The sequence below is a fragment of the Providencia sp. PROV236 genome (genome assembly GCF_033676985.1).
Taxonomy (GTDB): Bacteria; Pseudomonadota; Gammaproteobacteria; order Enterobacterales; family Enterobacteriaceae; genus Providencia; species Providencia manganoxydans.
The window spans coordinates 3,390,067-3,406,902 of record NZ_CP096297.1; the positions used below are offsets into that span (position 1 = coordinate 3,390,067).

The 16,836-nt window shown below is 42.3% G+C and carries 13 protein-coding genes; 8 read left to right on the plus strand and 5 right to left on the minus strand.

Annotated elements, in window-relative coordinates; all coding sequences use genetic code 11:
* Positions 1-437: 437 nt before the first annotated feature.
* A complete protein-coding gene (locus M1E96_RS15615) occupies positions 438-1,724 on the plus strand; it encodes a citrate synthase (RefSeq protein ID WP_070925038.1) in 1,287 nt (428 codons plus the stop codon).
* A gap of 59 nt (positions 1,725-1,783) precedes the next feature.
* On the opposite strand, the gene M1E96_RS15620 is transcribed toward M1E96_RS15615, so the two are convergent.
* Positions 1,784-2,554: a helix-turn-helix domain-containing protein gene (locus M1E96_RS15620; protein ID WP_140182900.1), complete on the minus strand. Its 771-nt coding sequence runs from the start codon at positions 2,552-2,554 to the stop codon at positions 1,784-1,786.
* A 103-nt stretch (positions 2,555-2,657) separates the two neighbouring features.
* Here M1E96_RS15620 and M1E96_RS15625 point away from each other — a divergent pair, with 103 nt between their 5' ends.
* Entirely contained in the window at positions 2,658-3,785 is a 1,128-nt protein-coding gene (locus M1E96_RS15625) for a multidrug effflux MFS transporter (protein WP_369427201.1), read from the plus strand.
* Positions 3,786-3,842: 57 nt separating this feature from the next.
* Here the strand turns inward: M1E96_RS15625 and M1E96_RS15630 are convergent, their stop codons facing one another.
* Together M1E96_RS15630 and M1E96_RS15635 are read right to left on the minus strand one after the other, a co-directional pair.
* Positions 3,843-4,586, minus strand: coding sequence for a type 2 GTP cyclohydrolase I (locus M1E96_RS15630; protein WP_272581331.1), 744 nt, complete (start codon positions 4,584-4,586; stop codon positions 3,843-3,845).
* A gap of 236 nt (positions 4,587-4,822) precedes the next feature.
* Positions 4,823-5,029, minus strand: a complete 207-nt coding sequence (locus tag M1E96_RS15635) for a YbfA family protein (RefSeq protein ID WP_070925041.1) — start codon at positions 5,027-5,029, stop codon at positions 4,823-4,825.
* Positions 5,030-5,470: 441 nt separating this feature from the next.
* Between M1E96_RS15635 and kdpF the strand changes: the two genes are divergently transcribed.
* From kdpF to kdpE, 6 genes are read left to right on the plus strand one after another with little or no spacing between them, the layout of a single operon-like run.
* On the plus strand, positions 5,471-5,533 hold the full coding sequence (gene kdpF, locus M1E96_RS15640) for a K(+)-transporting ATPase subunit F (RefSeq protein ID WP_369113979.1): 63 nt from the start codon (positions 5,471-5,473) through the stop codon (positions 5,531-5,533).
* A gap of 1 nt (position 5,534) precedes the next feature.
* Positions 5,535-7,238, plus strand: coding sequence for a potassium-transporting ATPase subunit KdpA (gene kdpA, locus M1E96_RS15645; protein WP_272581332.1), 1,704 nt, complete (start codon positions 5,535-5,537; stop codon positions 7,236-7,238).
* 13 nt (positions 7,239-7,251) lie between these two features.
* Entirely contained in the window at positions 7,252-9,309 is a 2,058-nt protein-coding gene (gene kdpB / locus M1E96_RS15650; protein ID WP_272581333.1) for a potassium-transporting ATPase subunit KdpB, read from the plus strand.
* A 10-nt stretch (positions 9,310-9,319) separates the two neighbouring features.
* Positions 9,320-9,913 (plus strand): potassium-transporting ATPase subunit KdpC, encoded by a 594-nt coding sequence (gene kdpC, locus M1E96_RS15655; RefSeq protein WP_272581334.1) that lies wholly within the window; start codon positions 9,320-9,322, stop codon positions 9,911-9,913.
* Positions 9,914-9,921: 8 nt separating this feature from the next.
* The gene (gene kdpD / locus M1E96_RS15660) at positions 9,922-12,642 is read left to right on the plus strand and encodes a two-component system sensor histidine kinase KdpD (protein WP_319068921.1); all 2,721 of its coding nucleotides are present in this window, start codon (positions 9,922-9,924) and stop codon (positions 12,640-12,642) included.
* Positions 12,614-13,297 carry a two-component system response regulator KdpE gene (kdpE, locus tag M1E96_RS15665; protein ID WP_283126785.1) on the plus strand — a complete coding sequence of 228 codons (684 nt, stop codon included), beginning with the start codon at positions 12,614-12,616 and terminating at the stop codon, positions 13,295-13,297. The genes kdpD and kdpE overlap by 29 nt, the downstream gene beginning before the upstream one ends.
* A gap of 724 nt (positions 13,298-14,021) precedes the next feature.
* On the opposite strand, the gene glnS is transcribed toward kdpE, so the two are convergent.
* Positions 14,022-15,689, minus strand: a complete 1,668-nt coding sequence (gene glnS, locus M1E96_RS15670; RefSeq protein WP_272581305.1) for a glutamine--tRNA ligase — start codon at positions 15,687-15,689, stop codon at positions 14,022-14,024.
* A gap of 220 nt (positions 15,690-15,909) precedes the next feature.
* Complete coding sequence (locus M1E96_RS15675; protein ID WP_070925046.1) at positions 15,910-16,725, minus strand: sulfite exporter TauE/SafE family protein; 816 nt, start codon at positions 16,723-16,725, stop codon at positions 15,910-15,912.
* Positions 16,726-16,836: the final 111 nt, after the last annotated feature.

Below are 16,836 nucleotides of genomic sequence, written 5' to 3' on the forward strand. Positions count from 1 at the left end.
TTACATATATGGCTGGTAGAATTATCTGAACGTCGCCAATATCTCAAACGGCGTGAAAGAAAAAACAAAAGTTATGAAAGTTGTTTCCCTTACTAAAAATAATGATATTGTAGGGAAAACGACAAAAAGAACATAACATCTACACACTTGTAAACAACCTAAAAAACATTGTCATTGGTCGTCCGGTTTCAGAATTTAATGTGATTGCTAGCTGATTTCCACAACACACCGGTAGAACAATGCATAAAGACACAGTATATACTCTAAATCACTCGAGTTGCGGTTAGGCGAAAAGTGAATAAGGTACGAGAAACATAGGAAATGATGTGACTCGCGCCAGCGAGCGTAATCAACAACGCTGCAACTTGAAAGATAACGAGTATAACGCTGTGCACTGGTTGTTGGGTGTTGATTATCAAGCGCTAAGGAGACCGTAAATGGCTGATAACAAAGCTAAGCTAACGACTGAGAGTGCAAGTACAATTGAACTAGACATTCTATCCCCTACACTCGGTCAAGACGTTATCGATGTCCGAACTTTAGGTTCAAAAGGGTTTTATACATACGATCCTGGATTTACCTCTACTGCCTCATGTGAATCAAAAATCACATACATTGATGGCGATAAAGGCATTTTGCTACACCGCGGCTATCCAATTGACCAGTTGGCAACCGAAGCCTCTTACCTTGAAGTCTGCTATATCCTGCTGTACGGCGAAGCACCTACTCAAGAACAATATGAAACATTCAAAAATACAGTAACTCGCCATACCATGATCCATGAGCAGATCACTCGCATGCTTAATGGTTTCCGCCGTGACTCACACCCGATGGCTGTTCTATGTGGTGTAACAGGTGCACTAGCGGCTTTCTATCACGATGCACTGGATGTTAATAACCCACGCCATCGCGAAATTACCGCTTATCGTCTGCTGTCTAAAATGCCAACAGTCGCTGCAATGTGTTATAAATATTCAATCGGCCAACCGTTTGTTTACCCACGTAATGATCTGTCCTATGCAGGCAACTTCTTGTACATGATGTTCTCAACACCTTGTGAAGAGTACAAAGTTAACCCAGTGCTTGAACGCGCTATGGATCGCATCTTAATCCTCCATGCTGATCACGAACAAAACGCATCAACCTCAACCGTACGTACTGCTGGTTCTTCCGGTGCTAACCCATTTGCTTGTATTGCAGCGGGTATTGCATCGCTATGGGGACCTGCTCATGGTGGTGCTAACGAAGCTTGCCTACGTATGCTGGAAGAGATCCAAACTGTTGAACACATCCCAGCCTTTATCGAACGTGCGAAAGACAAAAATGACTCTTTCCGCCTGATGGGCTTCGGTCACCGCGTTTATAAAAACCATGACCCACGTGCAACTGTAATGCGTGAAACCTGCCATGAAGTTCTCAATGAACTCGGCCTTAATGACAGCCTATTAGAAGTGGCAATGGAGCTAGAACGTATTGCCCTAAACGACCCGTACTTCATTGAGAAGAAACTGTACCCGAACGTTGACTTCTACTCAGGTATCATTCTGAAAGCTATGGGTATTCCTTCATCTATGTTCACTGTGATCTTTGCAATTGCCCGTACTATCGGTTGGATCGCACATTGGAACGAAATGCATGATGATGGCTTAAAAATTGCTCGTCCTCGCCAGCTCTATACTGGCTATGGCAAACGTGAATTTAATACTAATTTATCAAAAAAATAATATTCTAACTAAATCTATCCCCTACACTATCAAAGCCCCTAAAATGGGGCTTTTCTGCATTATGTCTCATAAGAATGTTGATATTCCCTTGGTGTCACCCCACTCATTTTTCGAAAGAAACTAATCAATGCGCTATCACTCGTCAGCCCCAATTCTTGAGTAATAAAATGGTAGGGTTTCCCTTGCGCTAACAACTCTATTGCCTTGATAAATCGCCATTGTTGGCGCCAAGTTTGATAACTAACTCCTGTTTCACGTAAGAAAATACGTGTGATCGTTTTTTCACTAGCACCTATTGTTTTTGCCAGTTCTATCAAGGTTGGAGGTAATTGCTCCATATTGAGACCTTTCATACGACGATCTTGTGGAATGGCTAATAATGTAGGCTCTTTACTGGCTGATTTTAATTCATCAATAAACACAGGTAATAAATTAGCCAATCGTCCATGTTGCCATTGACTATCAAAAGGTGCGATGGCAATACGCTCCAGCACCTCTCTGAGTAAAGGCGTCACTGATAAAATCATCACCTCATGGCCAATTTGATTGGCATATTGAGCGCTAAGATACACTGACCGATAACCAACCGAAGAGCGCATTTGCGCTCTATGGATCACATGCGGCGGGATCCATGCTACACGCCCTGGGGGCAATAGCGACAAACGATTTTCCAGTGAAATGAGAATACAACCTTGCTGGGTAAACAATAACTGCCCCATATCATGCGCATGTAAACCGGAATCGTGTTGACCCATTTCAGCGGCAATACCCAGTATAGGGGCACTATACCAATGGGTTTCAAACTTATCTTGCTGATTAAGCCATGCCATATCATGTCTGTTTTTTGATATTTATTGTCTTTATTATTGTAATAAGACAGCAAAATTGCAACTAAACTACTCGCCATTCATTACCAGAGTAGGAAAATACACAATGAAACATTCACTTTCATTATGGTTGGCTGTAGCCCTAATGATGTTTCCACAAATTGTTGAAACCATATACAGCCCAGCATTAACCGATATTGCGAGTGCATTCAGCGTCAATGCAGAACAAGCTTCTCAAACGCTTTCGCTCTATTTCTTTGCATTTGCATTAGGCGTCGTATTTTGGGGAAGAATGTGTGACATCATCGGTCGACGCCCAACAATACTTGCAGGCTTGCTGATCTATGCAGCTGCTTCTGTTGGCGCATTGTTTATTACGCATTTTTATCTGCTGTTATTAATACGCATGCTATCTGCTTTTGGTGCCGCAGTAGGCTCTATTGGCACTCAAACTGCTATGCGTGATAGTTACCAAGGCCATGAATTAGCAAAAGTTTTCTCCATTATGGGGATCGCTCTCGCCATTAGCCCTGCTTTAGGGATGGTAGCTGGTGCAATATTAGTTGGTTATGGTGGATATCAAGCCGTGTTCATGGGCTTAGCGATTTTAGCTATCGTATTATTGTTATGGTCATGTTACCGGTTACCCGAAACTCGACCCGAAAATGTGATACATCACCCATTTTTGAGCACTTTATTGGCCATGATTAGGGATAAAGAAATTCTCAAAAATGTGATCTTAATGGCATTTTTTAACATTAATTTATTCAGTTATTACCAACTGGCACCCTTTCATTTTGAGCAATTAATGCTCTCTCAGCAACAATTTGGCCTAACTGGAGTTTTATTAGCCATTGGTGTTGGTGTGGGTTCAATCTTAAATCGTTATTTACTGGCTAAAAAATGGACACCAGAGAGACTCGTAAAACTATCAAGTGTCATTTCTCTAGTTAGTGGCTGTATGGTTTATATACTGATCCACTCTGCTTGGTTTATTTTGCCCGTTATGGGGATTGTGATCGGCTACGGAATTGCCATTCCAAATGTCCTTGCTCACGCTCTAAACCGTTATGCAGATAGAAAAGGAACCGCAGGCGCGATTTTAGGATTACTTTACTATATTGGATTGGCAGTCGGTCTAATGATTGCGGGTTGGAGCCAGCACTTAGGTGGCGTTTTAGTGGTGTCAGGAGCTGTATTATTTCTGTTCGCCCTCCGTTATCGCACTCAATAATGATAAGGAGCAGTGTAGTCGCACACGCTGCTCCTTTCTATTTTTTAACTAACGGTATTAAGCTGGATTATCAATATCAACGAATGTTGCGTCTAAATTATGATGATCCACTAGCCATTTTGTCAGAGCTTTAATGCCATAGCGTTCTGTTGCATGATGGCCTGCTGAATAAAAATGGATCCCCATTTCCCTTGCAATATGAATAGTTTGCTCAGACACTTCACCAGTAACAAACGCATCCACACCAAATTCAGCAGCTTGTAATATAAAGCCCTGCCCACCCCCAGTACACCATGCAATTTGGCGTATCTCTTGTTTACCTGTATCACCACAATGTAATGGCTTGCGGCCAAGGCGGCTTTCTAAACGCTCATTTAATTCAGCTGGTGTTATCGGCTGATCAAAATACCCAAATGGCATCAATGGGTCGATATGACCATCAATTTTAACCCCCATCAAATGAGCTAACTGAGTATTGTTACCCAGCTGATGATGTGCATCTAACGGTAAATGATAACCATAAAGGTTGATGTCATTTTCCAGTAAGGTTTTTAGACGCTTTCTTTTCATTCCCTTAATCACTGATGGCTCATTTTTCCAAAAATAGCCATGGTGAACAATAATAGCATCAGCTTCCATCTCTACCGCTTTATCTAAAAGCGCTTGGCAAGCGGTTACACCAGTGACAATTTTTTGTACATGAGAACGGCCTTCAACTTGTAAGCCATTAGGCGCATAGTCTTGGTATTCATTGATTTTCAACTCATTATTGATGAGTTCTTCCAACGCTAAATTACGCATAATCTATCCTTTTTACTGCATCACTTATCGACGCATAGAGGTAATAATGATCGATATTATCTCTCTAGCTTATAAGCCCAGAGCATAAAAAGAAATGGCTAATTTTGGCTTATTTACTGCTACCAATAATAATTGGACAAAGAAATGAGTTCGAATAGAAATGATAAATATTTAAGAAGGGAACCAACCCCCATAACACGGTTATTATGGGGATCTATTAATGAATACAATCGTGATTAATGATGTGTATCCATTGTCATTTCTGAGCGCTCAAGCCAAACAGGTTTATCACTTGTTTTAGCCCAGACCTTATAAAGGTAACTATAAAATTTTGCTCGTTGTGGATGAAAAACCATAACCGGAAACGCAAGTATGCCAGCAGACATCGCAGCAGCGCGGCGTAAAATAACCTGATTACGGGAATATTCGCGATATGTGGACATCGATATCCTCCTGTCAGTAGCCACATTATTTGCCGATTTTAGTTTGCCCCTTCAACTCACACATAACACCCATTTAAGAGAGACCAAAATCGCACAGATAGTATGAAGATAATTAACTGACTTAATGATACGCCCTTATTGGTAACTTTACTACTGATCTGACCACTTACCCCTTAAAAAAGAGCCAAAAAATCGCACAATTTGTAGTTTTCCTACAATAATTAACATCCAAATGAATAAAAGAAACAAAATTAGCACATTAAAGTAACATTTGATTATAACCCTACAGTGACAGTGGCTGATTGTTTTATCACCATTTTTATACTTTTTTTACGCGCCCATCTCTATTTTTATCAGCTTCTTTACAACGCAATCCCTATCCTACCTCCATGGAAATATTAAGGAGAAACTACTGTGTCGCTACTTTCCATTGTTGGGGCAGTGTTTGTTGTTTTACTGCTGGTTTATCTGATCTACGCCTTGCTAAACGCGGAGGATTTTTAAGATGACCATAAATGCATTTTTACTTATTGCCAGCTTCCTATTAGTTCTGCTGGTACTGGCTAAACCATTAGGCCTATTCATTGCCAGCTTAATTGAAGGTGATATGCCACGTTTTATGCTAAGAACTGAAGCGGTAATTTGGCGTTGTAGTGGCTTAAAACAGCCAGGCCGCGAAATGGCTGAAATGAACTGGTTACGCTATGCATTAGCTATCTTATTATTCAATTTTTTAGGTTTTATTCTGTTATTTGTCTTATTAGTTTTTCAAGATAGCTTACCGCTCAACCCACAAAAATTTTCAGGAATGAATTGGGATCTAGCGTTTAATACTGCCATCAGCTTTGTTACCAATACCAACTGGCAGTCCTATAGTGGTGAAAGCAACCTCAGCTATTTAAGCCAAATGACCGGTTTAACGGTACAAAATTTTTTATCTGCTGCCACAGGTATTGCCGTCGTTTTTGCCTTAATTCGTGCTTTTTCTCGCCACAGTAGCAAAACACTGGGTAATGCATGGGTAGACTTAACTCGCATTACGCTTTACCTATTACTGCCCTTAGCGATCGTATTTGCGTTATTTTTCGTTAGCCAAGGCGTTATCCAAAATTTTTCCGCTTATATCTTAAGTGATAACTTAAATAGCTCAGCTCAACTACTCCCGATGGGTCCAGTTGCTTCCCAAGAAGCTATTAAGCTATTAGGTACCAACGGCGGTGGATTCTTTGGCGCTAACTCGTCTCACCCTTTTGAAAACCCAACTGCCTTAAGCAATTTTGTGCAGATGTTAGCTATTTTCTTAATCCCAACAGCACTGTGCTTTGCTTTTGGACGTACTGTTGGCGATAACAAACAAGGCAATGCGCTGCTGTGGACTATGGCAATCATTTTTGTCATTGCCGCAGCAACCGTTATCTATGCTGAATATATTGGTAATCCATTCTTAAATAATTTTTCTGCCAATAGTACAGCCAACATGGAAGGAAAAGAGAGCCGCTTTGGTATTCTCAGTTCAGCACTGTATGCGGTCGTCACAACCGCTGCCTCTTGTGGTGCAGTCAATGCGATGCATGATTCCTTTACTGCTTTAGGTGGCATGGTACCAATGTGGTTGATGCAAATTGGTGAAGTGGTCTTTGGTGGGGTTGGCTCAGGTTTATATGGCATGTTGTTATTTGTTTTACTAGCCGTATTTATCGCAGGTTTAATGATTGGCCGTACACCTGAATATTTAGGTAAAAAAATTGAAGTTCGTGAAATGAAAATGGTCGCCATTGCCATTTTAGTTACCCCAACCTTAGTACTTTGTGGTACCACTCTCGCATTGATGACTGAAGCTGGACGCGCTGCTATTTTTAACCCAGGCGCACATGGTTTTAGTGAAGTCCTCTATGCCTTCTCTTCTGCTGCCAACAATAATGGTAGTGCTTTTGCTGGATTAAGTACCAATACACCTTTCTATAATATCGCGCTGGCTATTGCTATGTTGCTAGGTCGCTTTGGTGTGATCCTTCCTGTGCTGGCAATTGCAGGCTCACTGGCAATGAAAAAACCTCAAGTCGCCACGATGGCAAGCTTACCAACGCATGGTCCTGTGTTTATTGGTTTATTAATCTTAACCGTTTTACTCATCGGTGCTCTAACTTTCGTTCCTGCGCTTGCGCTAGGTCCGATCGCAGAACATGTGCAAATTTGGTTAGCAGCATAGTGAGGGAAATAAAATGAAAAAAACTCAACTGTTTGATAGTGCTTTAGTTCGTCAATCTATAATCGATGCCATAAAAAAATGCACCCCACAAGCGCAATGGCGTAACCCAGTGATGTTTGTCGTGTATATTGGCAGCATCATCACGACGCTACTTTGGCTGACAATGTTAACGGGTCATAGTGAAGGTAACGCTTGGTTTAGTGGCATGATCACCCTCTGGTTATGGTTTACTGTGCTATTTGCCAATTTTGCTGAAGCCCTTGCTGAAGGACGCAGTAAAGCGCAAGCCGCTAGCCTTAAAGGCGTTAAAAAGCTCAGCAGTGCAATACGTCTTGCCGCTGCTTCTTTAGATGCTGCACAGGAAACCGTCAATTCAGATCAACTGCGCAAAGGGGATATTGTGCTGATCCGCGCTGGTGAAACTATCCCTTGTGATGGCGAAGTCATTGAAGGTGGCGCATCCGTTGATGAAAGTGCGATTACTGGCGAATCTGCCCCAGTCATACGTGAATCAGGGGGCGACTTTTCATCCGTTACAGGCGGAACACGCGTACTTTCAGACTGGTTAATTGTTGAATGTACTGTAAACCCAGGTGAAACATTCCTTGATCGTATGATTTCGATGGTCGAGGGTGCACAACGTCGTAAAACACCAAATGAAATTGCACTCACTATTTTATTAACTGCACTGACGATTATTTTTTTATTAGCTTGTGCAACCTTATACCCATTCACCTTCTTCTCCGCAGAATATGCGGGCGCAGGCAGCGCTGTTTCGATTTTAGTGCTAATTGCTTTACTGATTTGTTTAATTCCAACCACCATTGGCGGCCTACTTTCCTCTATCGGTGTTGCTGGGATGAGCCGCATGTTAGGCGCCAATGTCATCGCGACTAGCGGTCGAGCAGTCGAAGCTGCCGGTGACGTTGATGTGTTATTGCTGGATAAAACAGGCACCATTACCTTAGGTAATCGCCAAGCCTCCGCCTTCTTACCGCTTGCAGGGGTAACAGAGCAACAACTTGCGGATGCTGCACAACTTTCTTCTTTAGCCGATGAAACTCCTGAAGGTCGTAGCATCGTTGTACTGGCTAAGCAAAGATTTAATTTACGTGAAAGAGATATACATGCTCTAAATGCCACTTTTGTACCATTTTCAGCAATGACACGAATGAGTGGTGTCAACGTCGGCGAACGCATGATCCGTAAAGGCTCAGCGGATGCGATTCGCCGGTATGTTGAAGCAAATCATAGTAAATTCCCTCCCGAAGCTGACAAATTAGTGGAACAAGTTGCCCATCAAGGTGGAACACCATTGGTAGTGGTTGATAACCAAACCGTACTTGGTGTCGTTGCGCTAAAAGATATTGTGAAAGGTGGTATCAAAGAACGTTTTGCACAAATGCGCAGTATGGGGATCAAAACCGTAATGATCACAGGTGATAACCATCTTACAGCTGCGGCGATTGCTGCCGAGGCAGGTGTTGATGATTTTTTAGCTGAAGCAACCCCAGAAGCCAAGTTAGCGCTGATCCGCCAATATCAATCCGAAGGACGTCTCGTTGCTATGACCGGTGATGGAACAAACGATGCCCCAGCCCTTGCTCAAGCAGATGTTGCTGTTGCGATGAACTCAGGCACCCAAGCAGCAAAAGAAGCAGGTAACATGGTTGATTTAGATTCGAATCCAACCAAACTGATTGAAGTCGTTCATATCGGTAAGCAGATGCTAATGACACGTGGTTCACTGACCACTTTTAGTATCGCTAATGATATCGCTAAATATTTTGCCATCATTCCAGCTGCTTTTGCTGTCACTTGGCCGCAACTGAATGCGCTAAACATTATGCACCTACACTCACCTGCGTCCGCTTTGTTATCTGCTGTGATTTTTAATGCGTTGATCATTGTATTTTTGATCCCATTAGCCTTAAAAGGGGTTAACTATCGCCCAATGAGCTCACAGTCATTGTTACAAAGAAACTTAGGTATTTACGGTTTAGGTGGTCTGATCGTGCCATTTGTTGGTATCAAACTGATTGACATGATCATCAGTCTATTTGGTTTATAAGGGATCAATTATGAATATGCTCCGTTCATCTATCGTAGTATTAGCGTTACTGGCGATAATTACTGGGGTTGCCTATCCTTTATTTGTCACGGGGATCGCCAATGTCCTATTCCCTTGGCAGGCTAAAGGCTCTTTAATCGAACAAGATAACCGTGTAGTTGGCTCGGTTTTAATTGGTCAAAACTACCAATCTGAGAATTACTTTTTAGGGCGCCCCTCCGCGACTGCTGATCACCCTTATAATGCTCTCGCATCCGGTGCGAGTAACCTTGCGGTCAGTAACCCTGAACTAAATGAAGCTTTTTCTCAACGTAGTCAACAATTAAGAGCGCAAAACCCAGATGCAACATCGATATTACCTGTGGATCTATTAACTAGCTCAGCGAGTGGCTTAGATCCTGATATTTCAGTCTCCGCAGCGCTCTACCAAGCACCACGTATTGCGAAAAACAGACAGCTGTCACTAAAAGACGTAGAATCATTGATTGCCATACAAACCCAAAAACCATTATTTGGTTTTATCGGCGAACCTGTCGTCAATGTATTGCAACTCAATATGGCTCTGGATGAGCTAAAACAACAGCTTAACCTACCGGCTCACTGAGGCTAGCTATGGATAATCAAGACCCAATTCGCCCAAACCCAGACGAACTACTGATAAAAGCGAATGAAAGTGGGCGTGGTAAACTTAAAATATTTTTCGGCGCCTGTGCAGGCGTCGGAAAAACCTACGCCATGCTACAAGAAGCGCAACGATTGCGCGCACAAGGGTTAGATGTACTTGTTGGGGTCGTGGAAACACATGAAAGAGAAGAAACTGCCGCACTACTCGAAGGGCTATCTCTGCTGCCACCTCGTCGTTTAAATCATCGCGGACGCCGTATGAACAGCTTCGATATTGATGCTGCAATAGCAAGGCACCCTGCGATTATTTTAATGGATGAACTCGCCTTCAGTAATCCAATGGGAAGCCGCCACCCTAAGCGATGGCAAGATGTCGAAGAGTTACTCGATGCGGGTATTGATGTTCTAACCACCATTAATGTGCAACATATTGAGAGTTTGAATGATGTAGTGGGAAGTATTACGGGGATCCGCGTTCGTGAAACCGTCCCTGATCATATTTTCGATGCCGCTGATGAAATTGTCTTAGTGGATCTACCGCCTGATGATCTGCGTCAGCGCTTAAAAGAAGGCAAAGTCTATATCCCAGGGCAAGCTGAACGCGCTATTGAGCATTTTTTTCGTAAAGGTAATTTAATTGCACTACGCGAGCTTGCTTTACGACGTACCGCTGATCGCGTTGATGGGCAAATGCGTGAGTTTCGTGATGGTAAAGGGCAAGCGCCTGTTTGGCATACTCGCGATGGCTTACTGCTTTGCATCGGTCACAACAGTGGTAATGAAAAACTCGTTCGTGCAGCAGCAAGACTGGCTGCCAAATTAGGCTCTGTTTGGCATGCTGTTTATGTTGAAACACCCACCTTACATCAGTTACCTGAAGGTCATCGTAGAGCCATTCTTAAAGCATTGCGCTTAGCACAAGATCTCGGTGCTGAAACAGCAACCCTATCTGATCCATCCGAAGAAAAAGCCGTGTTACGTTACGCCCGAGAGCATAATCTGGGTAAAATTTTAATCGGTCGGCGCATTAAGCGCCGTAAGTGGTTTGATTTCACGACTCGTAGAAGTTTTGCCGAACGGTTAGGCGCATTAGGACCTGATATTGATTTAGTGATTGTGGCACTCGAAGAAAAACATGATTGGCTAAAAGATCCTGAGCGCAAACCTTTTACGGAAAAATGGCGCACAGATGTTAACGGTTTTTTAATGGCGATTGCGATGTGCGCCGCAATTACCCTTTTCTCACGAACTTTTTTACTCGCTTTCGATAAAGCCAACCTAGTCACGCTTTATTTACTTGGCGTCGTTTTAATCGCACTCTTTTATGGCCGCCGCCCTTCTGTTTTTGCAGCCCTAATTAACGTAATTAGTTTTGACTTATTTTTTGTTCAACCTCACTTTTCTCTAGCCATCATGGATATGCAGTACTTAGTGACATTTACTGTGATGCTAATTGTCGGTGTTGTCGTGGGTAACTTAACTGCGGGCATGCGCTATCAGGCTCGGATAGCACGCTATCGAGAACAACGTACACGCCATTTATATGAAATGACAAAAGAATTAGGTCAAGCGCTTACTGAACAAGATATTGGCAAAACAGGGTATCATTTCATTAATAATGCCTTTCAAGCAAAAACCTGCTTATTATTGCCAGATGAAGATAACCATTTAGCACCATTATCTTGTGAAGGCTACAGCCCCATGCAAATTGACCAAGCCATTGCTAAATGGAGCTTCGAGAAACGCCAACCTGCTGGCGCAGGTACAGATACACTGCCAAGTGTTCCTTATCAATTACAGCCAATTACTACAGCTGATCAGACACTTGCTGTACTGGCTATTGAGCCTAGTAATTTACGTCAGTTGCTGATCCCTGAGCAACAACGAATGTTACAAACCTTCACTGGATTAATCGCTAATGCACTTGCACGTTTAAAACTGGCAAAACAGGCGGAATTGGCAAAACTCGATATCGAACGCGAGCAATTACGTAATTCATTACTCGCTGCACTATCCCATGATTTAAAAACACCACTTACTGTACTATTTGGCCAAGCTGAAATTTTAACTTTAAACCTTAGCGCTGAAAATTCGCCTTATACTGAACAAGTTAACCAAATGCGTCAGCAAATACTTAGTACTTCACGTTTAGTGAATAACTTATTGGATATGGCACGCCTACAATCAGGAAGTATTCAACCTAATTTTGAATGGCAATCATTACAAGAAATTACCGGTAGTGCAGTAAGGACACTTGATTACACATTATATAGCCACCCTTTGTCTATTGAGATCCCTGCGGATCTATTACTTTACTGTGATGGCAATTTAATTGAGAGAGTACTAATTAATCTACTTGAGAACGCGGTCAAATACAGTGATACTGACACTCCAATGGGAATTAGTGCTAAAATAGAAGATAATCAAGTACATATTGAGGTTTGGGATGCGAGTAATGCGATCCCCGATGGACAAGAAAACATTATTTTTGATAAATTTTCACGGGCACAAAAAGAGTCCGCCATCCCCGGTGTTGGCCTTGGCTTAGCCATCTGTCGAGCTATTATTCAATTACATGATGGGCAAATTTGGGCTGAAAATAATAAAAAAGGTGGAGCCAGCTTCCACTTTGTTTTACCTTTTAAATCATTACCTGATATTGAAGAGATAACTAACTATTGTGAACCCCCATCAAATACTGATCATTGAAGATGAAAAAGAAATTCGTCGTTTTGTCCGATTAGCATTGGAGGGGGAAGGCTTGAAAGTTTTTGAGGCTGAAACTTGTCATCGAGGCCTCATTGAAGCAGGAACTCGCCAGCCTGATCTATTAATACTGGATCTGGGTTTACCTGACGGTGATGGGTTAGATCTGATCCGTGATTTACGCCAATGGAGCAGCATTCCAATTATCGTATTATCCGCACGTGAAGAAGAATCACAAAAAGTTGCAGCATTAGATGCAGGAGCTGATGACTACCTGACCAAACCTTTTGGCATTAGTGAATTACTGGCTAGAGTCCGTGTAGCCTTACGGCGCTTTGGTAAAGTCACTCAAGAAAGCTCAGTATTTCAATTTGGTGATATCAGTATTGATTTTATTAATCGGATCGTCAGCAAACAAAATGAAGAACTGCACCTAACACCAATCGAGTTTCGCTTACTCAGTGAGCTAGTCGCCAACAGTGGCAAAGTGCTCACTCAACGCCACCTGCTACTACAAGTTTGGGGGCCTAATTATGTTGAGCATAATCATTACCTACGTATTTATATGGGGCATTTACGGCAAAAGCTGGAAAATGATCCTGCCCGCCCCATCCATTTACTCACCGAAACTGGGATTGGCTATCGCTTTATGCCCTAGTGAATATTTACACAATGCTTAAAAGCTATTTCATAAGCATCTCAATTATCTTATAGCCATAAAAAAATCTTAGCATCACTAAGATACTAAGATTTTATCTGTCGCCTTGAAGCTATTAGCTATCACAGCATTTCCTCTCAATAATTCGTACCACATCTAGACGGCCAGTGAAGATAGTCGGGGAGCATAGATAACGCGATTAAATTAGCAGACATAAAAAAATCTTAGCATCAACTAAGACACTAAGATTTTATCTATCGCCTTGAAGCTATTAGCTATCACAGCATTTCCTCTCAATAATTCGTACCACATCTAGGCGGCCAGTGAAGATAGTCGGGGAGCATAGATAACGCGATTAAATTAGCAGACATAAAAAAATCTTAGCATCACTAAGATCCTAAGATTTTATCTGTCGCCTTGAAGCTATTAGCTATCACAGCATTTCCTCTAAATAATTCGTACCACATCTAGGCGGCCAGTGAAGATAGTCGGGGGAGCATAGATAACGCGATTAAATTAGCAGACATAAAAAAATCTTAGCATCAACTAAGGCACTAAGATTTTATCTGTCGCCTTGAAGCCATTAGCCATCACAGTATTTCCTCTAAATAACTCGTACCACATCTAGGCGGCCAGTGAAGATAGTCGGGGAGCATAGATAACTATGTGACCCGACTAGCTGAGCGCAGCCAACAACGATGTGGTGCGAAGTATGACGAGGAAATTATTGCGCTTCGATCTTAGCCCATGTATCGCGCAACCCTACGGTACGGTTAAACACCAACTTATCAGCACTGCTTAAACGATTATCGGCACAGAAATAGCCTTCACGCTCAAACTGATAGGGTTTATCTGTTGCAGCTTCACGTAAGCTTGGCTCAACAAAACCATGGCGAATAACTAATGACTCAGGGTTGATAACGGAGACAAAATCCTCTTCCGCAGCAGGGTTTGCTACCGTAAACAAGCGATCGTAAAGACGAATTTCAGCAGGTAGAGCATGTGCAGCACTAACCCAATGAATAACCCCTTTTACTTTACGTCCGTCTGCTGGGTCTTTATTCAGTGTTTGTGGGTCATAGGTGCAGTAAATCGTTGTAATGTTACCTTCTGCATCTTTTTCCACACGTTCTGCTTTAATAATGTATGCATTACGCAGGCGAACTTCTTTACCTAATACCAAGCGCTTATATTGACGGTTAGCTTCTTCACGGAAATCAGCACGATCAATATATAATTCATTGCTGAATGGGACTTTGCGTGTGCCCATCTCTGGCTTGTTCGGGTGATTTGGCGCAGTTAAAATCTCTTCGCCAGCAGGCATGTTTTCAATCACTAAACGAACAGGATCAATAACCGCCATTGCACGAGGAGCATTTTCGTTTAAGTCGTCACGGATGCAAGACTCTAACGATGCCATTTCAACGTTGTTATCTTGCTTAGTCACGCCAATACGTAGGCAGAATTCACGGATAGATGCCGCGGTATAACCACGACGACGTAAACCTGAAATAGTAGGCATACGCGGATCATCCCAACCTTCAACCAATTTATCAGTGACCAATTGGTTCAGCTTACGCTTAGACATCACGGTATATTCAAGGTTTAAGCGTGAAAATTCGTACTGGCGAGGGTGACAATCAATCGTGATATTATCAAGAACCCAGTCATATAAACGACGGTTATCTTGGAACTCCAATGTACACAATGAATGTGTAATACCTTCTAACGCATCAGAAATGCAATGCGTGAAATCATACATTGGGTAAATACACCATTTGTTACCAGACTGATGGTGCTCGGCAAATTTAATACGATATAAAACAGGGTCACGCATAACAATAAAAGGTGACGCCATGTCAATTTTTGCACGCAAACAAGCTTTACCTTCTTCAAAGCCACCAGCACGCATTTTTTCAAACAGTGCTAAGTTTTCTTCAATACTACGGTCGCGATATGGGCTATTTTTACCTGGCTCTTTCAAGGTACCGCGGTATTCACGGATCTGTTCTGCGCTCAGCTCATCAACATAAGCCAATCCTTTATTGATCAACTCAATGGCATATTGATACAAAGTATCGAAATAATCAGAAGAGTAATGAACTTTACCGCTCCATTGGAACCCGAGCCACTGCACATCTTCTTGAATCGAATTAACGTACTCAACGTCTTCTTTAACAGGGTTAGTATCATCAAAACGTAAGTTACACTTGCCTTGATAGTCCTGTGCGATCCCAAAATTCAAGCAAATTGATTTTGCATGGCCAATGTGCAAATAGCCATTTGGTTCAGGTGGAAAACGAGTTTGTACCGAAGTGTGTTTCCCACTCGCCAGATCTTCATCAATGATCTGACGGATAAAATTTGTTGGGCGAGTTTCTGCCTCATTCATTGTCATCATTCCTCAATGCCAAAAGCGCGTAATAGCAAGCTATAGTCTACCATAATCTGTCAGGAAACAACCGTTTGATCTCATATACTCTTCATTCTTCGCGCCACAGCGTTGTTGGCTGCGTTTAGCTAGCCGAGTCACATAGTTATCTATGCTCCTCGACTATCTTCACTGGCCGCCTAGCTGTAACACGAATTATTTAGAGTATACAATCGTTATATTACGCAGCTAATATCACACATAACACGACAAACAATAAAATTGGATAGCTTTGTGCATGACGTTTATCACTTAAATAAGGCATCAATAAACCAGCAAAACGGATCCCTAACCATGAGGTCGCAATTAAAATTAATGCGCCTTTAATATAAATCATGCCAATAAAACCACTACCCAATTCAATATCTTTCGTCAATGCAAAGTAGAGGTAAGTTAGCGTCCCCGTAATCGCCATCGGTAATGTTAACGGATTCGCAAACGCCGCCGCTTGGATCATACTCGCACCACGTCGACGCATTAAAGGAACTGTCATCACACTCCCCCCCACGCCAAGAAACGCAGCAACCGCGCCAATCACGACTCCAATAGGCGTATCCGCAAAAATGCCACCTTTAGAAGGTTGAATGCCATTCGAATCGGTTTTCATAAAACCTGGGCGAATGAAACAATCCAAGATAGTGATAATCAAGTAAACAATAAACACCCAGCGGATCCATTCACTTTCCACTGACAGTGCAACAAACGCACCAACAATCCCACCTAATGAAATTGGAATAATAAAAGGACGAATGATTGACCAATTTAAGTTTCCTTTGCGGTAGTGAGCTTGGCTAGATACCGATGCCGAAAAAATCATCACACAAGTTGATGTCGCAACAGCGATTTGCATTGCAACATCATTCGCCTCACTTTGCGGCCCCCACACCAAGCTAATTAAGGCATACAACAAGGGAACCGTAATAAAACCGCCACCAAAACCAAATAAAGCCGTTGTGATCCCAGATAGAAAACCAAAAAGGCACAGTAATACAGTCACAGGTATATCTCCATTTGTTATTGTAATGTTATCTTACCGAGGAGAATAACGGCTGACTTACGCATTCCTGACAAGTTACTTTGAAATTTCGCCAACTTTTCTGAAGATCAA